General features: G+C 74.7%; 20 protein-coding genes. 19 read left to right on the forward strand and 1 reads right to left on the reverse strand.

The genetic code is table 11. From position 1 onward, the window contains the following. Window positions 1–24: 24 nt before the first annotated feature. The 13 genes from ACFU5J_RS05060 (at window position 25) to ACFU5J_RS05120 (ending at window position 18,380) form a co-directional block, all read left to right on the forward strand. A complete protein-coding gene (locus tag ACFU5J_RS05060) occupies window positions 25–1,374 on the forward strand; it encodes a DUF58 domain-containing protein (protein ID WP_430574526.1) in 1,350 nt (449 codons plus the stop codon). Then, window positions 1,367–3,940 (forward strand): transglutaminase family protein, encoded by a 2,574-nt coding sequence (locus ACFU5J_RS05065; RefSeq protein WP_430574527.1) that lies wholly within the window; start codon window positions 1,367–1,369, stop codon window positions 3,938–3,940. The genes ACFU5J_RS05060 and ACFU5J_RS05065 overlap by 8 nt, the downstream gene beginning before the upstream one ends. Continuing rightward, window positions 3,937–5,430 carry an RDD family protein gene (locus tag ACFU5J_RS05070; protein ID WP_430578033.1) on the forward strand — a complete coding sequence of 498 codons (1,494 nt, stop codon included), beginning with the start codon at window positions 3,937–3,939 and terminating at the stop codon, window positions 5,428–5,430. The genes ACFU5J_RS05065 and ACFU5J_RS05070 overlap by 4 nt, the downstream gene beginning before the upstream one ends. After that, window positions 5,427–6,263 (forward strand): PP2C family protein-serine/threonine phosphatase, encoded by an 837-nt coding sequence (locus tag ACFU5J_RS05075; protein ID WP_430574529.1) that lies wholly within the window; start codon window positions 5,427–5,429, stop codon window positions 6,261–6,263. Before ACFU5J_RS05070 ends, ACFU5J_RS05075 begins: the two co-directional genes overlap by 4 nt. Beyond that, a complete protein-coding gene (locus tag ACFU5J_RS05080; protein WP_430578034.1) occupies window positions 6,260–8,071 on the forward strand; it encodes a hypothetical protein in 1,812 nt (603 codons plus the stop codon). The genes ACFU5J_RS05075 and ACFU5J_RS05080 overlap by 4 nt, the downstream gene beginning before the upstream one ends. Continuing rightward, window positions 8,072–9,685, forward strand: coding sequence for a serine/threonine-protein kinase (locus ACFU5J_RS05085; RefSeq protein ID WP_430574531.1), 1,614 nt, complete (start codon window positions 8,072–8,074; stop codon window positions 9,683–9,685). It abuts the gene before it with no gap. Beyond that, entirely contained in the window at window positions 9,682–10,395 is a 714-nt protein-coding gene (locus ACFU5J_RS05090; RefSeq protein WP_430574532.1) for a hypothetical protein, read from the forward strand. Before ACFU5J_RS05085 ends, ACFU5J_RS05090 begins: the two co-directional genes overlap by 4 nt. Next, window positions 10,392–10,655 carry a hypothetical protein gene (locus ACFU5J_RS05095; protein WP_430578035.1) on the forward strand — a complete coding sequence of 88 codons (264 nt, stop codon included), beginning with the start codon at window positions 10,392–10,394 and terminating at the stop codon, window positions 10,653–10,655. The genes ACFU5J_RS05090 and ACFU5J_RS05095 overlap by 4 nt, the downstream gene beginning before the upstream one ends. A gap of 68 nt (window positions 10,656–10,723) precedes the next feature. Further along, a complete protein-coding gene (locus ACFU5J_RS05100) occupies window positions 10,724–15,196 on the forward strand; it encodes an FtsK/SpoIIIE domain-containing protein (protein WP_430578036.1) in 4,473 nt (1,490 codons plus the stop codon). 139 nt (window positions 15,197–15,335) lie between these two features. After that, window positions 15,336–15,608: a hypothetical protein gene (locus ACFU5J_RS05105; RefSeq protein ID WP_430574535.1), complete on the forward strand. Its 273-nt coding sequence runs from the start codon at window positions 15,336–15,338 to the stop codon at window positions 15,606–15,608. A gap of 14 nt (window positions 15,609–15,622) precedes the next feature. Continuing rightward, window positions 15,623–17,086 carry a hypothetical protein gene (locus tag ACFU5J_RS05110; RefSeq protein WP_430574536.1) on the forward strand — a complete coding sequence of 488 codons (1,464 nt, stop codon included), beginning with the start codon at window positions 15,623–15,625 and terminating at the stop codon, window positions 17,084–17,086. Further along, entirely contained in the window at window positions 17,083–17,718 is a 636-nt protein-coding gene (locus ACFU5J_RS05115; protein WP_430578037.1) for a hypothetical protein, read from the forward strand. Before ACFU5J_RS05110 ends, ACFU5J_RS05115 begins: the two co-directional genes overlap by 4 nt. Next, a complete protein-coding gene (locus ACFU5J_RS05120) occupies window positions 17,715–18,380 on the forward strand; it encodes a hypothetical protein (protein WP_430574538.1) in 666 nt (221 codons plus the stop codon). Before ACFU5J_RS05115 ends, ACFU5J_RS05120 begins: the two co-directional genes overlap by 4 nt. Window positions 18,381–18,396: 16 nt before the next feature. Here ACFU5J_RS05120 and ACFU5J_RS05125 read toward each other — a convergent pair whose 3' ends face one another. Next, window positions 18,397–18,651, reverse strand: coding sequence for a hypothetical protein (locus tag ACFU5J_RS05125; RefSeq protein ID WP_430574539.1), 255 nt, complete (start codon window positions 18,649–18,651; stop codon window positions 18,397–18,399). Between the two features lie 163 nt (window positions 18,652–18,814). Here ACFU5J_RS05125 and ACFU5J_RS05130 point away from each other — a divergent pair, with 163 nt between their 5' ends. The 6 genes from ACFU5J_RS05130 to htpX all read left to right on the forward strand — a co-directional run bounded on the left by ACFU5J_RS05130 (window position 18,815) and on the right by htpX (window position 23,983). Beyond that, on the forward strand, window positions 18,815–19,642 hold the full coding sequence (locus ACFU5J_RS05130) for a hypothetical protein (protein ID WP_430578038.1): 828 nt from the start codon (window positions 18,815–18,817) through the stop codon (window positions 19,640–19,642). Window positions 19,643–19,778: 136 nt separating this feature from the next. Then, window positions 19,779–20,075: a WXG100 family type VII secretion target gene (locus ACFU5J_RS05135; protein WP_430574541.1), complete on the forward strand. Its 297-nt coding sequence runs from the start codon at window positions 19,779–19,781 to the stop codon at window positions 20,073–20,075. A 244-nt stretch (window positions 20,076–20,319) separates the two neighbouring features. Continuing rightward, on the forward strand, window positions 20,320–20,616 hold the full coding sequence (locus ACFU5J_RS05140) for a WXG100 family type VII secretion target (RefSeq protein ID WP_430574541.1): 297 nt from the start codon (window positions 20,320–20,322) through the stop codon (window positions 20,614–20,616). A gap of 136 nt (window positions 20,617–20,752) precedes the next feature. Next, on the forward strand, window positions 20,753–21,334 hold the full coding sequence (locus tag ACFU5J_RS05145) for a hypothetical protein (protein ID WP_430578039.1): 582 nt from the start codon (window positions 20,753–20,755) through the stop codon (window positions 21,332–21,334). A gap of 197 nt (window positions 21,335–21,531) precedes the next feature. Next, the gene (locus ACFU5J_RS05150; RefSeq protein ID WP_430574543.1) at window positions 21,532–22,944 is read left to right on the forward strand and encodes an FAD-dependent oxidoreductase; all 1,413 of its coding nucleotides are present in this window, start codon (window positions 21,532–21,534) and stop codon (window positions 22,942–22,944) included. A 145-nt stretch (window positions 22,945–23,089) separates the two neighbouring features. Then, complete coding sequence (gene htpX / locus ACFU5J_RS05155; RefSeq protein WP_430578040.1) at window positions 23,090–23,983, forward strand: zinc metalloprotease HtpX; 894 nt, start codon at window positions 23,090–23,092, stop codon at window positions 23,981–23,983. Window positions 23,984–23,993 lie beyond the last annotated feature (10 nt).

The raw sequence follows: 23,993 nt of genomic DNA on the forward strand, positions 1-23,993 counted from the left end.
AGCGAGGAACTAGGGGAGAACCCCATGACGACCACCACCGAACGGGAGACGGACGCGCCTGCCGCGCAGGACGCCCCCTCGACCCCGGAGCAGGACGCCTCGGCCGCCCCGAGGGCGCCCCGCCGCACGACGCGCCGCCTCCTGGCGGGCGCGCGCGGCGCGGGCGCCGGCGCCGCGGCCGCGGTCCGCTCCGTCGCCGGCCGCGCCTGGGCGCGCACCACGCCCGTCCTGGGCGTCGTGTCCGCGTTCGGGTGGGCCGTCCTCGTGCTCACCGCGGCGGCCTGGTGGGCCGGCGTGGTGCTGGGCTGGGAGGAGTGGGCCGTCGTCGCGGTGACCGTGACGGTGGCGCTGCTCGGCGCGGTCGTGTTCGTCCTCGGGCGCCTGCGCTACGACGTGACGCTCGACGTCGCGTCGCGCCGCGTGGTCGTGGGGGACCGGGCCGTCGGCCGCCTGCTGGTGCGCAACGGCTCGTCGCGCACGATGCTGCCCGCCGTCATGGAGCTCCAGGTGGGGCAGGGCATCGCCACGTTCCCCGTGCCGCGCCTGCGCCCGGACAGCGAGCACGAGGAGATCTTCGCCGTCCCGACGCACCGCCGCGCGGTGATCCCCCTGGGCCCGGTGCGCTCCGTGCGCGCCGACCCGCTCGGGCTGCTGCGCCGCGAGCTCACGTGGACGGAGCCGGAGGAGCTGTTCGTGCATCCCCGCACGCTGCCGCTGTCGGGGTCGTCCACGGGCCTGCTGCACGACCTGGAGGGCCGGGTCACCCCCGACATCTCCGACTCGGACGTGTCGTTCCACGCGCTGCGCGACTACGTGCCGGGCGACGACCGCCGGCACATCCACTGGAAGTCCACGGCCCGCACGGGCCAGCTCATGGTGCGGCAGTTCGAGGAGACGCGCCGCTCGCGCCTCGCGGTCATCCTCTCCACGCGCGAGGAGGACTACGCCGACCCCGAGGAGTTCGAGCTCGCGGTGTCGGTGTGCGGCTCGCTGGGACTGCAGGCCATCCGCGAGGACGGCGGCCTCACCGTGCTGGTCCAGCGAGGCCGGGTGCGGGGGGACCACCGCACGCGGCTGCTGGACGACCTGACCCGGCTGGAGCTCCAGCCCGCCCGCACCAGCCTCGCGGAGGTGGCGCGCGTCGCGTCCGCGACGGTGACCGACGCGTCCGTCGTCGCGGTGGTCGTGGGCAGCCGGGTGACCCCGACCGACCTGCGTGCCGCCGCCGTGCGCCTGCCCGTCGACGCCCGCCTCGTGGCGATGCAGTGCGTGCCGGGGGCGAAGGTGAGCAGGGGCCGGGTGGCCGACATGCAGGTGCTCACGCTCGGCGAGCTGCCGGACCTGCCGAACGCGCTGCGGAGGATGAATGACTGAGGGCTACGCCCCCGCCGAGGACCCGGACGACCGGACCTCGCACGCCGGGCCGACCGGTACCACCGGGAGCACGGGGCACACGGGCGGCACGTCGCGCACGGGCGGCACCTCGCGCACCTCGGTGCGCGCCGGGACCACCCGCGCCAAGGGACGCCGCGACGACCGCCGGCGGGCCGTGACGGCCGCGGGCGCGGTGGACGGCGTCGTGCTGCTCGCCCTGCTCGGCGTGGTCGCGGTGGGCTTCGCGCCGGCCTGGGGCACCACCGGGTACCTCCTGCCGGCGGTCGGCGGGGCGGTGCTCGGCCTGCTCGTCGCCTGGCTCGGCGCGTGGCTGCGCTGGTCGGTGCTGCTCACGAGCGCCGCGACCGTGCTCGCCTACTTCCTGTTCGGCGGCGTGCTCGCGCTGCCGGGCACCGCGATCGCGGGGGTCGTCCCGTCGCTGGACACGCTGCGGGAGCTCGCGGTCGGCGCGGTGCACGGTTGGAAGGCGTTCGTCACGACGGTGCCGCCGATCGCGTCGTTCCCCGACCTCGCGGTGGTGCCGTACCTGCTGCTGTACCTGGCGGCGGTGCTGGCGGGCACGATCGCGTGGCGCGCGCGCCGCGCCGCGTGGGCGCTGCTGCCCGTCGTGGTCGCGCTGGCCGGGGTGGGGCTGCTCGGCACGATCCTGCCGGCCTACCCGCTGGCCCAGGGCCTCGTCGTGGCCGTGGTCGGCCTGCTGTGGGCGTCGTGGCGCGCGGCGGAGAGCCGCATGGGCGCCAACCGCCTGCTGTCCGACGCGAGCCGCTCGGCCACCCGCCGGCTGCGGGCGCAGCGCGTGCGCGGCGGCGCGGTGCTGCTCGCGCTCGGCGGCGTGGCCGCCGTCCTGGTGGCGCCGCAGGTGGCCCAGGGCGAGCGCCTGGCGCTGCGCGAGATGATCACGCCGCCGCTCGACCTGCACCAGTACACGAGCCCGCTGGTCGGCTTCCGGCACTACACGAAGGACCTGGCGGAGACCGAGCTGTTCAGCGTCGACGGCCTGCCGGAGGGCGGCCGCGTGCGGCTCGCGACCCTCGACACCTACGCCGGCACCGTCTACGACGCGTCCAGCGGGCGTGCCACGGGCGTGTTCAACCGCGCGGGCGAGGTCGTGGACACGGTCGCGGCGGGCACGCGCACCCCGGTCGACGTCACGGTGCTGGGCTACTCGGGCGTGTGGGTGCCCGACGTCGGCCAGCTCGCCGGCATCCGGTTCACGGGCGACCGCGCCGCGGAGCTCGCGGCCGGCACCTACTACAACGCGACGTCGGGCACGGCGCTGACGACCGCGGGCCTGCGCCCCGGCGACGGCTACGAGATCGACTCCGTCGTGGCCGCGCCGCCGGACGAGAAGACGCTTGCCTCCACACCGATCGAGCAGGTCGCGCTCCCGAAGCCGCAGGACGTCGCCGACGCCGTGCCGGCGAAGTCGGCCCAGTTCGCGGCCGACGCGACGGACCCGTTCGAGCGGCTCACCAACATCCGCGACACCCTCAAGGCCACGGGCGTGTACTCCAGCGGCCTGGAGAACCAGCCGCCGTCGCGCCCCGGCCACTCGGCCGCGCGCATCGACGCCCTGCTGGCGCAGGACGAGATGGTGGGCGACGACGAGCAGTTCGCCACCGCGTTCGCCCTCATGGCGCAGCAGGCCGGCGTGCCGGCGCGCGTCGTCATGGGCTTCTACCCGGAGAAGGACACCGTCAAGGCGGGCGAGCCGTACGTCGTCACGGGCGAGGACGTGCACGCCTGGGTCGAGGTGCCGTTCGAGGGCTACGGCTGGGTCCCGTTCGACGTGATCCCCGACGAGGACAACAAGGTCGAGCCGCTGCCGCGCTCCAAGCAGGTGCCGAAGCCGCCGGTCCTCGAGACGCCCGAGTCGCCGGAGGAGCCGCCCCAGGCGGAGGCCGGCGACGTCGAGGAGGACGACCAGGACGACGACCAGTCGGCGATCGACTGGCGCCAGGTCATGATGATCGCGGTCACGGTCGGCGTGCCGCTCGCGATCCTCGCGCTGCCGCTGCTGCTGATCCTCGGCTTCAAGCGCCGCCGGCGCCGGGGCCGTCGCACGGCCCCCGTGGTCGCGGACCGGGTCAGCGGCGGCTGGCGCGAGGTCGTCGACGTCGCCACCGACCTCGGCGCGGGCGTGCCCCGCGCGGCCACCCGCCGCGAGGGCGCCCGCCTGCTGGCGGAGAAGCTGCCGGAGTCGACCTCGGGCACGGTGCTGCTCGCGCACCGCGCGGACGCCTCGGTCTTCGGGTCGGGCACGCCCACCGACGACGAGGTCACGCAGTACTGGGCCGACGTGGACCAGGCGGTGGGCGAGATGCGTGCCGGCGTGCCCTGGGGCCGCCGGGTCGCCGCGCGGCTGTCGCTGCGCTCGGTGCGCGGCGCGGACGCCCCGCCGCTGCCCGCCGTGCTGCGCGGGTGGGTCGCCGCGGTTCCCGGGGTGTTCGCCCAGGCAGGGCGGGCCGTCGTCCGCCCGGTGCATGACAGGATGGCGCGCGCGCGTCGCCGCAAGCAGCGCGCCCGGCGGCAGGAGGATCGATGACCACGACGTGCACCGCCTGCGGTGCCACCGAGCAGAGCGGCGCGTTCTGCTCCGTGTGCGGCACGCCCACGGTGGCGACCGCTTACCGCGCGCCCGCGGCCTCCGGCCCCCCGACGGGGAGCCTGGAGGTGACGACGGAGCCCGAGCTGCGCGAGCGCACGCGCCGGGCGCCCGCCGGCCTGGTGCAGGCCGCCGCCGGCGCGCCCGGGGTCGCACCGGGCCGGCCGGCGGAGCCGCCGCTGGCCGGTGTCGGCCGGCGCGCCGGGGCGTACCTGCTCGACCTGCTGACGCTCTCCGTGCTGTCGGGCATCGTCGCGACGGTCGTCGTCGTCGCCACCCGGCTGCCGGCGCGCGTCGCGGACCTCGCCGCGGCGACGACGACCATGGGGCAGGCGGCGGCCGCGCAGGAGCTGATGGGCGCGTACACGGTCGTCGCCCTCGTCTCCGGCCTCGTGGGCCTCGCCGGCTGGGTCGGCCTGGCGCTGTGGGACGGCCTCGCCGGCCGCACCGTCGGGAACAGCCTGCTCGGGATCCGCACGGTCTCCGCCGAGGGCGGCGGCCCGATCGGCGCGGGCCGCGGGCTGCTGCGCTGGCTCGTCCTGGCGCTGAGCGGCGTCGTGCCGCTCGTCGGGACCGTGCTGGTGCTGGTCTCGCCCACCTTCGACGCGTCGGGCCGCCGCCAGGGCTGGCAGGACAAGGCGGCCCGCAGCCTGGTGCGCGACGTCCGCAACGAGACCCCGCGCAGCTTCGCGCCCGCCTCGCCCGCGAGCCCCGGCGGCGCGCCCGCCCCGGCGGCCGGCGCGTCGCCCGACCCGTGGGCCTTCCCCGGCGGCGAGGGGCGCGAGCAGCTCCCCGCGGGCGGCGTGATCACCGGCGTGCCGGGGTCGGCCGCACCCGCCGGCACGGCCGGGGACGGGCTGTCCGGCATCGAGGCGCACACGGTGCACCGCGGCGCCCCCGGGACCCCCGCCGCCCCGGCGGGCCCGGTCCCGCCGGCGACGCCCGTGCAGGCGCCGGCCCAGCCGGCCGCGCCGCCCGCGCCGCTGCCCGCGCCCGTGCAGCCCGCCCCGGAGGCGGACGACCTCGAGGACCTCGAGGCGACGCGGTTCAGCGTGTCGTCGCGGCGCAGCGCCGGCGACGGCAGCGCCCCGCCGCGGATCGTCGTGGAGGTCGACCCGGACCGCCGCGTGCACGTCGCGACCCGCACGCTCGTCGGTCGGGCGCCGCAGCAGGACGGCGGGGCCCCGGCGACGCTGCTGCGCGTCGACGACGCGACGCGCTCGGTGTCCAAGACGCACCTCGAGCTCGTGCCGTCCGCCGGCGGGCTGCAGGTCACCGACCTCGGCAGCACCAACGGGAGCGCGGTCATCGACCCCGCCGGCGCGGTGCAGGAGCTCTCGGCCGGCCGGCCGGTCACGGTGGGCGCGGGCTGGGTCGTGCAGGCGGGCGCGCGGCGCCTGACCGTCGTCGGGCAGGACGCCGGCGCATGACCGTTCCCGTCAGCCTCGGGCTGCTGTGGGGTGCGGCGACGCACCAGGGCGCGCGCCGCAAGCTCAACGAGGACTCCTACCTCGCGGGGGGCTCCGTCTTCTTCGTCGCCGACGGCATGGGCGGGCACGACGCCGGGGAGGTGGCGAGCGCCGCCGCCGTCGAGGCGCTCACGCCGCTCGGCGACGCCGACGTCGTCGGGGTGGACGCCGTGCGGGGCCGTGTGCGCGCCGCGCACGACGCCGTGCGGGCGATCGAGACCGCGCCCGGCCGCGGCGCCGGCACGACGCTCGCCGGGGTGGTGCTCACCGAGCAGGGGGGCGAGCCGTACTGGCTGGTCGTCAACATGGGCGACTCCCGGACCTACCGCAGCGCGGACGGCGTGCTGGAGCAGGTGAGCGTGGACCACTCGGAGGTCCAGGAGCTCCTGGACGCCGGCCGGCTCACGCCCGAGCAGGCGCTGACGTACCCGCGCCGGCACGTCGTGACGCGCGCGCTCGGTGCGCCGGACGACCCGGAGCCGGACTTCTGGTTCCTGCCCGTGCACCCGGGGGACCGGATGCTCGTGTGCTCCGACGGGCTGACCGCGGAGCTGACCGACCGGCGGGTGGCCGAGGTGCTGCTCGTCGAGGCCGACCCGCAGGTGGCCGCCGAGCGGCTGGTCCGCGAGGCGCTCGTCGCGGGCGGCCGGGATAACATCACCGTCATCGTGGTGGACGCCACGGGGCTGACGGAGGCCCTGGAGAGCACGGCGCCGAGGGACGGGCGCGCGGGCCGCGATGACGACGAGGACACGGTGCCCCGGCGGTCGCCGTGGAAGGGGGCCATGACGTGACCGTGCGCTACGTGATCGGCCCGGCGTATGCCGTGGTCCGAGGTGGTGCCGTGGTGGTGCTGCCGGAGAAGGTGACGCCGGAGCTGGTCGACGAGCTGTGGACGAGGCTCGGGGACGGCGGCGGGGTGGTCCCGGTGCTGGAGGTGCTCACCGGGTCGTTCGGCGCGAGCCTCGCCTCGCTGCCGCCGTTCGCGATCGCCGTCGCCGACGGGCGGCGGGTGCAGGTCGCCAGCCGCGGCGCGACGTCCGTGACCATCGACCGTGCGGGCGGGCGCGAGCACGTCTCCGGCGAGGGGGTGACCACCTGGGCCGAGCGCACGTTCGACGAGGTGATCGACCTGTCCGTGCAGGTGGGCGTGGCCGAGCCCTCGCACCTGGTGGACGCCCGCGCGCTCCCGCTGGACGCGGGCGTGACCCTGGTGACGTCGGTCGGCGCGCGGCTGACGGGCGACGCCCTGCCGACGGCGCCGGTGCGGCACCCGGAGCGCGTGCGCGAGCCCTGGGAGGACGACGCGGCGGCCGAGGACGACGCGCCGCCGCCCCTCGTGCGCGGGGCGGCGGTGCCGACGCCCGCGCCGTCCGGCCCGGCGACGCCCGAGCCGGTCGAGCCGCCCGCGCCGTCGACGCCCCTGGTGCCGAGCCCGGTGCCGAGCCCGGTGCCGAGCCCGGTGCCGAGCCCGGTGTCGAGCCCGGTGTCACCCGCGCCGCCGACCCTCCCCGTCCTGGACGGCGTGCCGGTCGCCGAGGCGACCATCGCGCCGGAGGCCACGATGGTGCCGAGCCTGACGGTGGTGCCGGTCGGCGCCGACGACGCCGTGGACGGGCCCGCCGAGGACGCCGCGGACGCGGCCGGGGCGGCCGACCTCCCCGCTGCCGCGGGCGGCGCCGGCGACGAGCCGCCGCTGGAGGAGACCACCGGCTACGGGCACCTGTGGGGCTCGACGGTGCACTCGTCCGTCGAGGCCGCCGCCGTCCGCCCCCCGGGGGAGGACGAGGAGGAGGACGGCGAGCCCGAGGCCGCGCCGGCGTCCGAGGCGCCCGCCGCGATCGTCTCCGCCGTCCCCGCCCCGCAGGCTTCGGAGCCCGCCGCGGCGCCCGGCCCGTCGGGACCGGTCCCGGCCGCCCCTGCGCCGGCCACCCCCGTGCCGCCCGCCCCCGTGCCCGGCGCGCCGGCGGAGCCGGCGGCCGACGGCGTTGCCGACGAGATCGACGGCAGCACGGTGCTGTCCTCCGCCATCGCGGACCTGCGGTCCTCCGCGCCGGGGCCGCAGGCCGCCGCGCCGGCCACGGGCGTGCCCGGCGCGCCCGTCCCGCCCGGGCCGGCGTTCGCGTCCGCGCCCGCTCCCGGCCGGCCGATGATCCTCGCGCGGTCCTGCACCGCCGGTCACCCGAACCCGCCCCAGCGCGACGACTGCGCCACCTGCGGGCAGTCGCTCGTGGGCGAGGCGCGCCAGGTGCCGCGCCCGCCGCTCGGGACGATGGGCGTGTCCGGCGGCCCCCGGGTCACGCTCGACCGGCCGGTCGTCGTCGGGCGCAAGCCGCGCTCGCCGCGGGCCTCCGGCGACGACCTGCCGCGGCTGGTCACGGTGCCGAGCCCGCAGCAGGACATCTCCCGCTCCCACGTCGAGGTGCGCCTCGAGGGCTGGCACGTGCTGGTCAGCGACATGAGCACGACGAACGGCACCACGCTGCTGCGGTCGGGTCAGCCGCCGCTGCGGCTGCACCCGGGCGAGCCGGTCATGGTCGTCTCGCGCGACGTCGTCGACCTGGGTGACGACGTGACGCTGACCTTCGAAGGGATCCTCTGAGTGAGCCGCAAGCGTCCACCGTCACCGCCGCCGGAGATCGAGGGGTTCGAGTACGTCTCCCTCATCGGGTCGGGCGGCTTCTCGGACGTCTTCCTCTACCAGCAGCGCCGACCGCGTCGTCGGGTGGCCGTGAAGGTCCTGCTGCACGAGTGGACGAACGAGGGGCAGCGCGAGGCCTTCGAGGCCGAGGCCGACCTCATGGCCACGCTGTCCACCCACCCGTCCATCGTCACGATGTACGAGGCGGACGTCGCCTCCGACGGCCGTCCGTTCCTCGCGATGGAGTTCTGCTCCCGGCCGAACCTGGGCGCGCGCTACCGCAGCGAGCGGCTCAGCGTGCCCGACGTGCTGCGGATCGCCGTGCAGGTCGCGGGCGCCGTCGAGACGTCGCACCGCGCCGGCATCCTGCACCGTGACATCAAGCCGGCGAACATCCTCGTCACCGAGTACGGGCACCCCGCGCTGACCGACTTCGGCATCTCGTCCACGCTGGACGACGCCGGCCGCGCGGAGGGCATGTCCATCCCGTGGTCGCCGCCGGAGTCGTTCGCGGAGCCGCCGCGCACGGGCGTGGCCACCGACGTCTGGGGCCTCGCCGCGACCACGTACTCGCTGCTGGCCTCCCGCACGCCGTTCGAGGTGCCGGGCGGGTCGAACTCCAGCGCGGACCTGGTGGCGCGCATCGAGTCGGCGCCGCTGCAGCAGACGGGCCGCAACGACGTGCCCGCCTCGCTCGAGCGGGTGCTGAGCACGGCGATGGCGAAGAACCCCGAGGCGCGGTACCCGACGTCCCTCGCGTTCGCCCGCGCCCTCCAGGCCGTGCAGACCGAGCTGTCCTTCGCGGTCACGCCGATCGACCTCCTCGACGACCGCGGCCAGGTCCGCGACGACGACGGCGACGCCCCGGGCGACGAGGACGAGGTCGGCACCCGGCTCCGCGAGGTCGTGTCGGTCGACCCGCGCGGGCCCGCGGCGGCCGCCGCGCTCGCGGCGACCGGTACCGCCGCCCCGCCCCGACCCGCCTGGACGTCGTCCGTCCCGGCCCCGACGGCGTCGACGGTCACCGGCACGGCGCCCGCGCTGGCCGACGACCTCGGCGACACGGTGCACCGCTCGATGGCGCCCGCGGCGCCCGCCCGGGTCGACGCCCCGGCCGCCCCCGCCGAGGCGCCCGCGCCGCGCCGCAGCGGCGTGGTCGTCGGCCTGGTGGTGGGCCTGGCCGTCCTGGTGACCGCGCTGGTCGTGACGCTCGCCGTCGTGCTGTGGCCGGACGGGGAGTCGCCCGAGGACCCGGTGACGCCCGTCGCCACGGGACAGGGCGACGACCCGGCCCCGCCCGCGGACAACCTGGGCGGCCTCGTGCCGTCGGTCACCGAGCTCGAGGGCAAGGCGAAGGGCGACAAGGTCGTCTTCACCTGGACCAACCCGGACCCGCAGGACGGCGACGCGTACGGCTGGCGCGAGGCCAAGGCCCTGGGGGAGGCGCACTACCAGAAGGTGACCGAGCCGACCGTCACGGTGCCGAAGGAGAAGTCCGGCGAGACGTGCGTCGAGGTCGTCGTCGTGCGGAGCGGCGCGTTCTCGGTGCAGCCGCAGGGGGTGTGCGTGGGATGAGCGACCTGGCGGTGGAGTTCGCGGGCGAGTGGTTCCGGCCCGAGCCGGGCTCGGTGTTCGAGATCGGTCGCGAGGGCGACCTCGCGCTGGACGACAACCCGTACCTGCACCGGCGGTTCCTGCAGCTCACCCACGCGTCGGGGCTGTGGTGGCTGGGCAACGTCGGCAACCGGCTGTCCGCCACCGTGTGCGACGCGGCGGGCGGCGTGCAGTCCTGGCTCTCGCCGGGCACGTCGCTGCCGATCGTCTTCCCGAACACGTCGATCGTGTTCACGGCCGGGCCGACCACCTACGAGCTGCTCGCGGCGCTCAGCCCCGCGCCGTACGCGGAGATCCGGTCGGAGGAGCCCGAGGGCGGGGCGACGACGATCGGGATGATCCCGTTCACCGTCAGCCAGCGCCAGCTCGTGGTGGCCCTCTGCGAGCCGATGCTCAAGCGGGACGGCACGGGCCTGTCGGAGATCCCGTCCTCCGCCGAGGCGGCGGCGCGCCTCGGGTGGACGACGACGCGCTTCAACCGCAAGCTCGACAACGTGTGCGAGAAGCTCGACCGGGTGGGCGTGAAGGGCCTGCGCGGCGGGTCGGGCGGGCTCGCGACCAACCGCCGCGCGCGCCTGGTCGAGTACGCGGTGGCGTCCCGGCTGGTGACCTCCGACGACCTGCCGCTGCTCGACCTGCCGTCGGACGGCGACCCGAAGGACGCCGAGTGACCCGCCGCCAGCGCCCCGAGCCCTGGCAGCTCGTCGTGGTGACGGCGATCGGGGGCGCCGCCATCGCGTTCGTGATCGTGGTGGTGACCGGCGTGCTCGCCGACGGGGTGGGCACCGGCGATCCCCTCGACTTCTACCGCGCGATCGGCCGCGAGCTGACCGACCCCGCGACCTGGCGCGTCGTGGGCCTGAGCGCGGTCGTGGTCGCGGCCGTGACGGCCGTGGTCCTGGCGTTCACGCGCCGCGGCCGGGGCGGCTGACCCCGCGACGTCCCCCGCCGGCCGCTCGGCCGCCGGACAGAACCTGACCGAACGAACCGAGGAGAGCGATGCGCGTCAAGGTGACGCTCCGGCGCCCCGACACCACGCACGACGACGTCGTCGTCACCGCGGACGCGGGCGCGACGATCGGGGAGGTCGCCTCGACGATCGCCCGCGTCGACCCGTCCGGCACGGAGGAGACGGACCGCCGGCGGCGCACGCTGGAGGCCCGCCTGCCCGGGCAGGACCGGCCCGTGCGGCTGCCGGCCGACGCCGCGCTCGGCGAGGCGTGGATCGGCTCGGGCGCGGAGGTCGCGATCGTCGACCTCGACCGGCCGGGCTTCGACTACCAGCCCTCGCGCGACGTGCGCGCCACCCTGCGGTTCTCGGACGGCGGCGTCATCGACCTGCCTGAGGGCAGCTGGGTGCTGGGCCGCGCGCCGGGCTGCGACGTCGTGCTGAGCGACGCGCTCGTGTCGAAGCAGCACCTGCGCCTGGACGTCTCGGACGTCGTGGACGTGGTCGACCTGGGCTCGGCCAACGGCCTCCTGGTCGACGGCGCGCACGTGCAGCGCCTGCGCGTGGAGGGCAGCCAGCGCGTCACCGTGGGCGACACGGTGATGACGATCGAGCGCCGCAAGCCGCAGACGCTCCAGGGGGTGGCGCCGAAGGCCGGCCCCGTCCCGTTCACCCGCTCGCCGCGCGTCGAGGCGCGGTACAAGGGCGAGCAGTTCGACGCCCCCGAGGTGCCCGCGGAGACGGAGCCGCAGCCGTTCCCGCTGCTGGCGATGCTCGCCCCGGTCCTCATGGGCGGGTTCATGCTCGCGATGGGTCGCGGGATGATGTCGCTGGTCTTCATCGCGCTCTCGCCGATCATGCTGGTCGGCAACTACCTCACGCGGAACATGCAGACCAGGAAGCGCAAGGAGCGCGACATCGCGCGCTTCGAGGAGCGGCTCGACGCGCTGCGCGAGGCGCTGGGCGGCGAGGAGGAGACCGAGCGCTCGGTGCGCCTGCGCGAGGCCCCGGCCACGCCGCACGTGTTCGCGGAGGCGATGCGGCACGGCCCGATGCTGTGGACCCGCCGCCCGGAGCACTGGAGCTTCCTCAACGTGCGGTTCGGCATCGGCACGATGCCGTCGCGCAACACGGTGAAGGACTCCGCCAAGGGCTCGATGATCAAGGAGTACCAGGACCGCCTGGACGCCGTGGTCGAGCGGCACGAGAACGTGTCGGGCGTGCCCGTGGTGGAGAACCTGTACGACGCCGGCGCGCTCGGCTTCGCGGGCCCGCCCGCGGCGGTGGCCGGCAGCCTCAACGCGACGCTGCTGCAGCTCACCGGCCTGCACTCGCCGGCGGAGCTGGTCGTCACCGGCATGGTCAGCCCGGTGTGGACCAAGCACCTGCAGTGGCTGACCTGGATCCCGCACACGTCCTCCCCGCAGAGCCCGATCGAGGGGCACCACCTCGCCGACTCCGCGAGCGGCGCGGCGCGGCTGGTCGCGGAGCTCGAGGAGCTCGTCACCACCCGCCTGCGGGCGGCGCGCGGCGGCGCCCAGCGGCGTGGGGCGATCGACGAGGACGACGCCGCCCTCGAGCGGGGCTCCGACGTCGGCGGCAAGAAGGCCGAGGCGGGGACGAAGTCGCCCGTGCCCGCGGTCGTCGTCGTGATCTCGGACGACATCGACGTGGACCGCGCGCGCCTCGTGCAGCTCGCGGAGCAGGGCCCGGACGCGGGGGTCTACCCGCTGTGGATCTCCGCGGACACCGCGTACCTGCCGGCGGCGTGCCGCACGTTCGTGGACCTGGGGGAGCACGGCCCGCGCGTCGGCATGGTGCGCCTGGGCCGCTGGGTGGACGACGTCGAGCTCGAGGAGGTCGACGCGTCGACGGCGCTCGACTACGGCCGCCGGCTCGCCCCCGTGTTCGACGCCGGCGCGATCGTCGCCGACTCGTCCGACCTGCCCCGCTCGGTGACGATGCCCGCGCTGCTCGGGCACGACCTGTTCGAGGACCCGGGCGCCGTGCTGGAGCGCTGGCGGCAGAACCTGTCGGTCTACGACCGCACCCAGGCCGTGCCGCGCAAGCGGGCCGGCTCGCTGCGCGCCATCGTCGGCTCGGCGGGTCTGGACGCCCAGCACCTCGACCTGCGCTCCCAGGGCCCGCACGCCCTGGTGGGCGGCACGACGGGCGCCGGCAAGTCCGAGTTCCTGCAGGCGTGGGTGCTCGCGATGGCGGCGGAGTACAGCCCGGACCGGGTCACGTTCCTGTTCGTGGACTACAAGGGCGGGTCGGCGTTCGCCGACTGCGTCCAGCTGCCGCACTGCGTCGGCCTCGTGACGGACCTCAGCCAGCACCTGGTGCTGCGGGCGCTGACGTCGCTGCGCGCCGAGCTGCACCACCGCGAGCACCTCTTCAACCGCAAGAAGGTCAAGGACCTGCTCGAGCTGGAGAAGCGCGGCGACCCGGAGACGCCTCCCGCGCTCGTCATCGTCATCGACGAGTTCGCGGCGCTGGTGGGCGACGTGCCGGAGTTCGTCGACGGTGTCGTGGACGTCGCCCAGCGCGGCCGCTCGCTCGGCATCCACCTGATCCTGGCCACGCAGCGCCCCGCGGGCGTCATCAAGGACAACCTGCGCGCCAACACGAACCTGCGCGTCGCGCTCCGCATGGCGGACGAGTCCGACTCCAGCGACGTCGTCGACATCAAGGACGCGGCGCACATCGACCCGGCCATCCCCGGCCGCGGCGTGGTGAAGACGGGCCCGGGCCGCCTGCAGGCGTTCCAGTCCGGGTACGCGGGCGCGTGGAGCAGCCGGGCCCCGGAGCGGGCCGCGATCGAGGTCGCGGGCCTGCACTTCGGCCGCGAGGAGCGGTGGGAGGAGCCCGTCGACCCGTCGGCCGTCGTCGACGACGGGCTCGACCTCGGCCCCAACGACCAGCAGCGCCTGGTCGCGCGGGTCACCGAGGCGTTCGAGGCGGGCCGCCTGCCCGTGCCTCGTCGTCCCTGGCTGGACTCGATGGCCGACGCGTACGACCTCACGCGCCTGCACCAGCGCACGGACACCGAGCTGCTGCTGGGCGTGGCCGACATCCCCGAGCAGCAGGCGCAGCGGCCCGTGTACTTCGTGCCGGACGTCGACGGACACCTGGGCGTGTACGGCACGGGCGGCGCCGGCAAGAGCACGGCGCTGCGCACGCTCGCCGCGGCCGCGGGCATCACCCCGCGCGGCGGCCCCGTGCACGTGTACGGCCTGGACTTCGCGGCGGGCGCGCTGCGCATGCTGTCGTCGCTGCCGCACGTCGGGACGATCGCGCGCGGCGACGACGTCGAGCGCGTGGTCGGCCTGATGCGCATGCTGCGCGACGAGCTGCAGCGCCGCGGCGAGGCGTTCGCGGCGGTGTCGGCGTCGAGCGTCACCGAGTACCGGCAGCTGTCGGGGCGCGCGGACGTGCCGCGCATCCTGCTGCTGGTCGACGGGTTCCCGGGCTTCCGCGACGACTTCGAGGTGGGCGCCGGCCGCGCGGAGTGGTTCGACGTCTTCCGCGACATCCTCAACGACGGCCGCGCCCTCGGCATGCACGTCGTGTTCACGGCCGACCGCTCGGGCGCGGTCCCCACGTACGTGCGCTCGATGGTGCAGCGCAACCTGCTGCTGCGGATGACCGACGACGGGTACCTGGCGTTCAACGCCCCCCGCGACGTCATCACCTCGAGCTCGCCCAACGGCCGCGCGCTCGTCGACGGGCTCGAGGTCCAGGTCGCCGTCATCGGCGGCACGACGTCGGTGTCCGCTCAGGCGGCCGCGACGGAGAAGCTGGGCCAGTCGATGCTGGCGGCGGGCGTGCGCCCGGCGCCCGACGTCCGCGTGCTGCCCACCGAGTACGGGGCGGGCGAGCTGCCGCCGCGGGTGGACGGGCAGCCGGTGCTGGGCCTGGACGGCATCACCCTCGGGCCGGTGCCGTTCGAGCCCACGGGCACGATGGTCGTCGCCGGCCCGCCCGGGTCGGGGCGCAGCAACGCGCTCGTCGCGATCGCGCGGGCCGTGCTCCGGGCCAACCCGGACGCGCGGATGTACCTCTTCGCGCAGGGCCGGTCGGCGATCGCCGACAAGCTGCCGTGGACGGAGGTCGCCACCGGGGTGGAGAAGGTCAAGGCGCTCGCCACCGACCTGCTCGCCGCCGTCCAGGACGAGGACGTCGACCCCGGGATCGTCGTGCTGATCGAGGGCATCAACGAGTACCTGCAGTCCCCGGCGGACAAGCCGATCCAGGACCTCACCAAGGCGATCCGGGGCAGCGACCACCTGCTCGTCGCCGAGGCGGAGACGGCCGGCTGGTCCGCGACCTGGCCGCTGCTGGGCGAGGTGAAGAACGGCCGGCGCGGCCTCATCCTGCAGCCCGAGAACCTCGACGGCGACACCATCCTCAAGACGTCGCTGCCGCGCGCCGCCAAGGGGGAGTTCCCGGTGGGCCGGGGCGCGTGGATCGCCCGCGGCAAGCACACGCGGGTGCAGCTGCCGCTGGTCCTGGACGACTGAGGGGCGGCCGGGCGGGTCGATGGGGAGGTCTCCCCATCGACCCGTGCCGTCGCCCTCGGCTACGGTGCTGCCCGGCGGCCGGACGACGAGCTGCACAGGACGAGGGGGAGCTGTGGCCGGGTACGACCTGTCGATCGACATGGATCAGCTGAGGACGCTCAAGGACGACCTCAAGGCGATCTCGACGGAGCTGGAGAACGCCGACTCGAACGCGGAGGCCGCGGCCAAGGCGACGGGTCACGACGACCTGCGCGACCGCGTCAACGACTTCTCCGACAAGTGGGAGATCAAGCGCGGCGAGATGCTCGAGAACGTCAAGAAGCTGTCCGACATCATCGGGCAGATCGCCGACACCTTCACGGAGATCGACACCGAGCTGGCCAAGTCGCTCGAAGACGCGGCGAAGAAGTAGGGGGACCCAGGAACATGGCGGACACCCAGTGGCAGGAGCTGGACGGCGAGGCTGACGTCGTCCAGACCAAGGGCCGCAAGTACACCGACCTCGCCGAGGCGATCGGGCGGTCGGTCAGCACCCTCCAGCAGATCGTCGACGACACGAACACCACGGCGAAGTCGATGGAGGCCACGCGCAAGCTCGCCGGCGAGGTGCGCGAGGACATCGAGAAGGCCAAGGAGCGCTACTCGTACACGGGCGACGCGCTGACGACCTACGGGGCCGCCCTGCGCAGCGCGCAGAACGAGGCGGACCCGGCGGCGGCGCGGCTCCGGACCCTGCGCGACCAGCTCGTCGACGCGCAGTCCACGGCGCGGGGCGCGAACGACGGGGTCGACGACCTGCCCGACGACGCGACCGACGCCGAGAAGAGCGAGGCGAAGAACTCCGCGCGGACCGCGAACGGCGCCGTGCACGACCTGGAGGGCGACATCGCCGTCCAGGAGGGCTACTGGAACGACGGCCACGACGCCAAGAACCGGGCGGCGAGCACCGCGATCGGCAAGATCGAGGAGGTCGTGAGCGGCGACAAGGTCAACGGCCTCAAGGACAGCACCTGGGACAAGGTCAAGAACGTCGTCAAGGGCATCTACAAGGTCTTCAAGATCATCTGCGACATCGCGGGCATCCTGGCGATCTTCCTGTCCTGGGTCCCGATCCTGGGCCAGATCCTCCTGGTCCTCGCCGCGATCGGCTCGATCATCTCCATCATCGAGAACATCGTGAAGTTCGCGCGGGGGGACATCGGGTTCGGCGAGATGCTCCTCGGCGTCGGCCTCGGCGTGATGGGCCTCTTCGGCGGCAAGGCGATCGGGTCGTTCGCCAAGTACGCGAAGGCGCGCTCGGTGGTGCAGACCTCCGCCCGGATGAGCAGCCGGGCGTCGAAGCTGAAGTTCGGGAGCGCGCTGCTCAAGAGCTCGCGCAAGACCATGGCGATGACCAAGGGCCAGCGCGTGACCGAGGTCCTGAAGTCCCCGTTCGTGCGGTCCGCGGGCGACAAGGCCGTGGCCGGGATGGTCAAGAACGGGCTCTACAAGAACGCGTTCAAGTCGTGGCAGAAGTCGAACTTCCCGCTGCCCTACAAGGACGGCGCGGCGCGCTTCGCCATGGGCAACGACGACGTGATCGACATGGTCTCGCACTTCAACATGACCGGCCTGCGGATCGACGGGGTCACCAGCGCGACGCAGGCCGTCGCGACGGTCGGCGCCGTCTTCCACCAGACGGCGAGCCTGGCCAACAACTCGGCCCGGCTCGGCATGGCCATCGCCGGCGGCGACGGCTGGGGCTCGTACGGCGAGGGCAACTCGCTGGCCTCGAGCGGCGCGGGCGGCAGCTGGGGCAAGATCTCCGGCGGTGCCGGCAACGTGCACGGCGCCATGGACGGCTTCAACGACGTCTTCGGCAACAACGGCTACGTGGCGGGGTCCTGGTGACCCGGCGCATCGCGGGCTTCGAGCTGCGGCTGCCGGAGTCCTGGTACGCCGTCCCGACCGAGGCACCGGACCTGGTCGGGGACTGGGCGCGGTCGACGGCGGCGGGGATCGTCGCCGAGGCGGGCACCTCGGGGGGCCTCGACGTCCCCGCCGAGGAGCTCGCCACCAGCCTGGCCGCCGAGCTGGAGGACGTCGGGCGCGCGGTCGCGGACACGGGGATCCCCGGGCTCGTCACCGCGGCCCTCGTGCGGCGCCCGGAGCTCGGCGTCGTCGACGCGATGGTGACCGTGACGGCGCAGCCCGACCTCGCCCAGGAGGAGTTCGCGGCGCAGCTCGCGGCCGGCGTGGAGAGCTCGCAGGAGCACGACTACGCGTTCGCGAGCCGGTTCGACGGGACCAGCGACTCGGGCGCGGTCGAGGGGCTGCACGCGATGATCACCCACTTCGGGGAGCTCGGCGACGACGCCAGCGGCGTGCTCGAGGAGCGCGTCGTGCTCGGCGTCTTCCCGCCCGCCACCCCGGACATGGTCGAGGTGACCGCCGTCGCGCGTAGCGTGGGCACGTTCGACGACATGCCCCAGGAGATTCTCGACCTGCTCGTGGGGCTCACGGTGGAGACGGAGACGGCATGACGCAGGCGGCGGCACCCGAGCTGAAGGTGCTCGGGGGCGTGGTGCGGATCATCGTGCCCGGCACGTGGGTGAGCATCCCGCTGGAGTCACCGGAGAAGGCCACGGCGTTCATCAAGCGCCTCGTCCGTCGCCAGGTGGGCACCGCGGACCGGCTGGCGCGGATGCGGCGCCAGGCGCTGGACGAGCTGCTGGCGACGGCGCGCGACGCCGTGTCGATCGGCGTGCACACGTACCTGATGTCCCTCGAGCTCGCCCCGGGCGTGCCGTTCCCGGCCGCGATCCTCATGTTCGACGACGAGTGGCCCGCCGCGGCGGCCCCGCTGCTGGCCGACGGCGACTACGCCGGGGCGCTGCGCGCGGCCTACCCCGAGGGCGAGGTCGCCGTGCAGCGCAACGGCCGCCCGGCCGCCCGCGTCGTGGAGATGTCGCAGGGCCAGGCGGGCGAGGGGGACGACGCGGTCGACGTGCTGACCATGCGCCTCGAGTACCACATGCCCCACCCGAAGGACCCTGCACGGATGCTCTTCGTCCGCGTGAACGTCACGGACATCCCGTCGGCGGAGCCGTTCGCGGTGCTCTTCGACGAGATCGTCGACTCGATCGAGTTCATGGACGACGACGCCGCCGCGGCCGAGGGCGAGCAGCGGGCGGCGTCCGCCTGACCGTGAGGCCCGGGCGTCAGGCGCCCGGGTCGTCCTGCGCGGCGTTCCGGCGGGTGCGGCGCACGACGGCCAGCCCGGCCCAGACGCAGGCGGCGACCACGACCAGGGCGAAGGTGACCCAGCCGCCGATCGCGGCGAACGCGTCCGGTGCGGCGGCGCTGAGCACCACGGCGAGCACGCACGCCACCACGACCGCGCCCAGCGCGTAGGTGGCCGGCCGCATGGCCTGGTTCGCCGCGGCCTCGCGCTCCCTGTCCCTCTTGCTGCTCATGCGGGTCCGTCCCTGTCGTCGGTCTCGTCGGTCGGGTGGTGCGGGGGCTGCCACCCGCGCCGCGTCGCCGTCGTCCCGCACGCACCCCGGGGGGTCCGCGGCCTCGGCGGCGCGGTGCCGACGCTAGTGTGGCACCCCGGAGCCGGACCGACGTGGAGGAACCATGCCCGGAACGACGGCCGACGGCCGGGGAGCGCCGGCGGGCGACGGCGCACCGCCCCCGCGCTGGAGCGTGACCCTGCGCCCGCTGGGCTACCTGGTGGTCGGGGTCGTGTGGACGACGATCTGGCTGATCGCGGTGCTCCTCCTGGTGGGCTCGGTGCCGTACCTCGCCTTCGTCGACTCCGCGAGCCTCGTGGCCGGTGTCGAGGACCGGCTGTCGGACCCGCTGGGCGCGCTGGGCCTGCTGGTCGTCGCGCTGCCGGTCCTGGCGCTGGCGGTCGGCGCGGGCGGGTGGCACGTGCTGACCGCGTCCTGGCCGCTCGCCGTGCTGTCGTTCGTGTACGTGGGGCGCGGCCTCGACCGCCGCTACCGGGGCGAGAAGCTCTCGTACACCACCCACGGCGCCTGGGGGAGCACCTTCGGCCCGCCCACGCTCACGGGCGTCGCGCTGTCGCTGCAGCCCGTGCGCCCCAGCCCGTTCACCGACCGGGTGATGCGGTACTACGCCGCCGGATGGACGGTGGACGGCCGTACCGTCCTGGCGATGCTGCCCGCGGGCCTGGCGTGGCCCTTCGCCGTGGCGGCGCTCGTGCCGGGGGTGTCCGGGACGGTGCACCTGGTGGCGGCCGTCGTCGCCGTCGGGCTGCTCCTGACGTCCTTCGTGCTGGGGGTGCGGGCGTTCCGCCGTCGGTTCTCCGGTGCGGCCGACGCCGCGCCCGACGACCGGCCGCTGACGGCGCTGACCCCCGACGAGCGCCGTGCGCGGCTGGCGCACCTGGAGCGGCAGCGCCGGGCGCGCCTCGCGCGCGGCGGCCCCGGCGACGCCTGAGCGGGCCCGCGGGCCCACGGCGCATGGGGAGGCCTCCCCATCGACGCGTGCTCGGGGCTCCCGCTAGGGTCGTCACCGCACCACGGATCGGCCGCTAGGGGGCCGGCCGAACCACCGATGAGCTGAGGAGCTTCCCATGGCGAACATGAACGTCACCTACGACGAGCTGCGGTCGCAGGCGGGTCAGCTGCGCAACGGTCAGCAGCAGATGACCGACATCCTGCACAACCTGCAGTCCCAGGTGAACAACCTCGTGTCGTCGGGCTTCGTGACCGACCAGGCGTCGGGCGCGTTCCAGACGTCCTACGAGGAGTTCACGACCGGTACCACGCAGGCCATCGAGGGCCTCGAGGGCATGGCGTCGTTCCTGGAGCAGGCCGCGCAGACGCTGTCCGACGCGGACTCGCAGCTCGCGCAGGGCATCCGCGGCTGATTCCGGCCGAGGTCGAGGGGCGGTCCGGGTACTCCCGGGCCGCCCCTTCGTCGTCCGGGCGGTGGGGTGTACGCGACCGGGCGCCGGCCCCTCCCTACGGGGGACGACGCCGGGTGGCACCGCGTGCGCATGGGGAGCCCTCCCCATCGACGGCTGCTCGGGGCGCCCGCTAGGGTCGTCGACGGAACGACGGATCGGCCGCTAGGGGGCCGGCCGGGAACCGACGAGAACGAGGAGCTTTCTCATGGCGAACATGAACGTCACGTACGACGAGCTGCGGTCGCAGGCGGGTCAGCTGCGCAACGGTCAGCAGCAGATGACCGACATCCTGCACAACCTGCAGTCCCAGGTGAACAACCTCGTGTCGTCGGGCTTCGTGACCGACCAGGCGTCGGGCGCGTTCCAGACGTCCTACGAGGAGTTCACGACCGGTACCACGCAGGCCATCGAGGGCCTCGAGGGCATGGCGTCGTTCCTGGAGCAGGCCGCGCAGACGCTGTCCGACGCGGACTCGCAGCTCGCGCAGGGCATCCGCGGCTGATTCCGGCCGAGGTCGAGGGGCGGTCCGGACTCCGGGCCGCCCCTCGTCGTCTGCGGCGCCCGCCGCCGCACTCCCGCCTGCCGCGTCCCGTGGCGCGCGACCCCGAACCGTCCCGAGACGACGCCCTGGAGGCAGCATGGACTCCCGTACCCGACGCCGGTGGTTCGTCGCCGCGCTCGTGCTCTTCCTGGCGCTCTCGGTGGTGCGCATCGCGAGCACCGCCGCGCGCGACGGCGTCGACGGCGCCGTGATCTGGATCGCCCTCCTCGTGGTGGCGGTCGTCCTGGTGGTCGCCCTGGCGGTGGTCGTGCGCCGGGCCGGCGCCGTCCGGGACCACGTCACGCGGCTGCGGCCCGGCGCGGTCGTCGTGCCGGCGTTCACGACCGCGGACACGCTCGACGAGGCGCGCGCGGCCGGTGTCCGCACGAAGGGCATCTCGGGGATGGGGGGCAACCCCGTCGCCCTCGCCGTGGGGAACGGCGCCGTCGAGGTGTGGGTGGGCCGCGAGGAGGGACCCCGCTGGGTCGTGCGCCGGGTGCCGGCGGGTGTGGCGCAGGCGCGCGCCGTCTACGGCTCGCGCGAGTCCGGTGCGGTGCGGGTCGCGGACGGGACGGCTGCGGTCACCGTGGTGCCCGCGTACCGACCGCTGCGGGCGGCCGGCGGGGCGGGGCGCGAGGACCTGGAGCGCGCGGTGCGCGAGCTGACCACCGCCCCGTGACGGCCGGCGCGCCGTCGTGTGTCGGATGCCCCCGGCACCGGTGACCGCCAAGCGAGACGACCTGTTCACCGGATGAGACGGTTGTGGCACCCTGGGTAAGGCTGGACCCTGAAGGTGAGGTAAGCCTCACCAGTTCGCAGGAGAATCCTCCTAGAATCGAACGCCACGCATCACCGATCCGGAAGGCGTACCCCGCAGTGAGCAGCATCCGACCTCTGCGCGTCGCGATCGTCGGCGCAGGCCCCGCCGGCATCTACGCGGCGGACATCCTGTCGAAGACCGACCTCGACGTGAGCATCGACCTCTTCGAGCGCCTGCCCGCGCCGTTCGGCCTCGTGCGCTACGGCGTCGCCCCGGACCACCCGCGCATCAAGCAGATCATCACCGCGCTGCACCGCGTGCTGAGCCGCGGCGACGTCCGCCTGCTGGCCAACGTGGACTACGGCGTCGACCTCAAGCTCGACGACCTGCGCCAGTTCTACGACGCGGTGATCTTCTCGACGGGCGCGATCAAGGACCACGAGCTGCCGGTTCCCGGCATCGACCTCGACGGCTCCTACGGCGCGGCCGACTTCGTCTCCTGGTACGACGGGCACCCCGACGTGCCCCGCACCTGGCCGCTCGAGGCCCAGCAGGTGGCCGTCCTGGGCGCGGGCAACGTGGCGCTCGACGTGGCGCGCATCCTCGCCAAGCACGCGGACGACCTGCTGCCCACCGAGATCCCGGCCAACGTCTACGAGACCCTCAAGACCTCGCCGGTCACGGACGTGCACGTCTTCGCCCGCCGCGGCCCGGCCCAGGTGAAGTTCTCGCCGCTCGAGCTGCGCGAGCTCGGCCACGTGCCCGACGTCGACATCGTGGTCTACCCGGAGGACTACGACTTCGACGAGGGCTCGATGGCCGCCGTCGAGTCGTCCAACCAGACCAAGCAGGTCGTCAAGACCCTCACCGACTGGACCCTGGTCGACCCGGCCACGCAGAAGGCGTCCCGCCGGCTCCACCTGCACTTCCTGCACGCGCCGGCCGAGATCCTCGGCGAGGACGGGAAGGTCACCGCGCTGCGCACCGAGCGCACCGCCCTGCAGGGCGACGGCACCGTCAAGGGCACCGGCGAGCACCACGACTGGCCCGTGCAGGCCGTCTACCGCGCGGTGGGCTACTTCGGCTCCCCGCTGCCGGAGATCCCGTTCGACGAGCTCAAGGGCGTCATCTCCAACCGGGAGGGGCGCGTGGTCGACCTCGACGGCGAGCACCTGCCGGGCGTCTACGCGACGGGCTGGATCAAGCGCGGCCCGGTCGGCCTCATCGGGCACACCAAGTCGGACGCGTCCGAGACGATCCGCCACCTCGTGGAGGACGTGACGGGCGTGGGCGACGGCGGCGACGTCGCGACCGGCGACGTCGAGGGCGGGCGCACCGCGACCCAGGCGGACCCGCAGGCCGTGCTCGACTTCCTCGCCGACCGCGGCGTGGACGTCGTCGAGTGGGACGACTTCGTGCTCCTCGACGAGCACGAGAAGACCCTCGGCGAGCCCCACGGGCGCGAGCGGATCAAGGTCGTGCCGCGCGACGAGATGCTCGACATCGCCAAGGGGCGCGCCACGTCCTGACGGCGACCGGCAGGTCGACCGACAGTGCGACCGACCACACGACGGCCCGGGCGGGAACCGCCCGGGCCGTCGGCGCGTTCAACCCGTGGGATCCTGCCGGTGCGCGTGCACCGGGCAGGGCGCACGGAAGGAGACGGCAGGACACATGGGCCACCAGCACTTCAACGGTCTCAAGACGGCGGCGCTCTTCGGCGTCATGTGGGCCGTGGTCCTCGGTCTGTGGGCGATCTTCTTCCGCGGCAGCGCGGGGATGCTCGTCGTCTTCGTGGGGATCGGCCTGGTCACGACGTTCGTCGGCTACTGGAACTCGGACAAGATCGCGATCCGCGCGATGCACGCCTACCCGGTCACGGAGCTCGAGGCGCCCGAGATGTACCGCATCGTGCGGGAACTCTCGACGGAAGCCCGCCAGCCCATGCCGCGCCTCTTCATCTCGCCCACGCAGGCGCCGAACGCGTTCGCGACGGGGCGCAACCCCAAGAACGCGGCCGTCTGCTGCACCGAGGGCATCCTGCGCCTGCTCGACGAGCGCGAGCTGAGAGGAGTGCTCGGCCACGAGCTGATGCACGTCTACAACCGGGACATCCTCACGTCGTCGGTCGCGTCCGCCATGGCGGGAGTCATCACCTCGCTGGCGCAGTTCCTGCTGATCTTCGGCGGCGGCGACCGCCGCGAGGGCGGCAACCCGCTCGCCGCGCTGGCGATGGCGATCCTCGCGCCGTTCGCGGCGATGCTGATCCAGATGGCGATCTCCCGGACCCGCGAGTACGACGCGGACGAGGACGGCGCCAAGCTCACCGGCGACCCGATGGCGCTCGCCTCCGCGCTGCGCAAGCTGGAGTCGGGCACGGCCAAGGCCCCGCTGCCGCAGACCCGCGAGCTGCAGAACGTCTCCCACCTCATGCTCGCCAACCCGTTCCGCGGCGCGGGCATGGCGAAGATGTTCTCCACCCACCCGCCGATGGCGGACCGCATCGCCCGCCTCGAGAAGATGGCCGGCGGCACGGGCTTCGGGCCCGGGGGGATCACCCGCTACTGATCGCCTGGAA

The sequence above is a fragment of the Isoptericola sp. NPDC057559 genome, assembly GCF_042801555.1.
Lineage (GTDB): Bacteria > Actinomycetota > Actinomycetes > Actinomycetales > Cellulomonadaceae > Isoptericola.

What these genes read in the sequence shown, in the direction of transcription:
- ACFU5J_RS05060 (WP_430574526.1), top strand. Translation starts at nt 25, where the DNA reads ATGACGACCACCACCGAACGGGAGACGGACGCGCCTGCCGCGCAGGAC.
- ACFU5J_RS05065 (WP_430574527.1), top strand. Translation starts at nt 1,367, where the DNA reads ATGACTGAGGGCTACGCCCCCGCCGAGGACCCGGACGACCGGACCTCG.
- ACFU5J_RS05070 (WP_430578033.1), top strand. Translation starts at nt 3,937, where the DNA reads ATGACCACGACGTGCACCGCCTGCGGTGCCACCGAGCAGAGCGGCGCG.
- ACFU5J_RS05075 (WP_430574529.1), top strand. Translation starts at nt 5,427, where the DNA reads ATGACCGTTCCCGTCAGCCTCGGGCTGCTGTGGGGTGCGGCGACGCAC.
- ACFU5J_RS05090 (WP_430574532.1), top strand. Translation starts at nt 9,682, where the DNA reads ATGAGCGACCTGGCGGTGGAGTTCGCGGGCGAGTGGTTCCGGCCCGAG.
- ACFU5J_RS05100 (WP_430578036.1), top strand. Translation starts at nt 10,724, where the DNA reads ATGCGCGTCAAGGTGACGCTCCGGCGCCCCGACACCACGCACGACGAC.
- ACFU5J_RS05105 (WP_430574535.1), top strand. Translation starts at nt 15,336, where the DNA reads ATGGATCAGCTGAGGACGCTCAAGGACGACCTCAAGGCGATCTCGACG.
- ACFU5J_RS05110 (WP_430574536.1), top strand. Translation starts at nt 15,623, where the DNA reads ATGGCGGACACCCAGTGGCAGGAGCTGGACGGCGAGGCTGACGTCGTC.
- ACFU5J_RS05120 (WP_430574538.1), top strand. Translation starts at nt 17,715, where the DNA reads ATGACGCAGGCGGCGGCACCCGAGCTGAAGGTGCTCGGGGGCGTGGTG.
- ACFU5J_RS05125 (WP_430574539.1), bottom strand. Translation starts at nt 18,651, where the DNA reads ATGAGCAGCAAGAGGGACAGGGAGCGCGAGGCCGCGGCGAACCAGGCC.
- ACFU5J_RS05130 (WP_430578038.1), top strand. Translation starts at nt 18,815, where the DNA reads ATGCCCGGAACGACGGCCGACGGCCGGGGAGCGCCGGCGGGCGACGGC.
- ACFU5J_RS05135 (WP_430574541.1), top strand. Translation starts at nt 19,779, where the DNA reads ATGGCGAACATGAACGTCACCTACGACGAGCTGCGGTCGCAGGCGGGT.
- ACFU5J_RS05140 (WP_430574541.1), top strand. Translation starts at nt 20,320, where the DNA reads ATGGCGAACATGAACGTCACGTACGACGAGCTGCGGTCGCAGGCGGGT.
- ACFU5J_RS05145 (WP_430578039.1), top strand. Translation starts at nt 20,753, where the DNA reads ATGGACTCCCGTACCCGACGCCGGTGGTTCGTCGCCGCGCTCGTGCTC.
- htpX (WP_430578040.1), top strand. Translation starts at nt 23,090, where the DNA reads ATGGGCCACCAGCACTTCAACGGTCTCAAGACGGCGGCGCTCTTCGGC.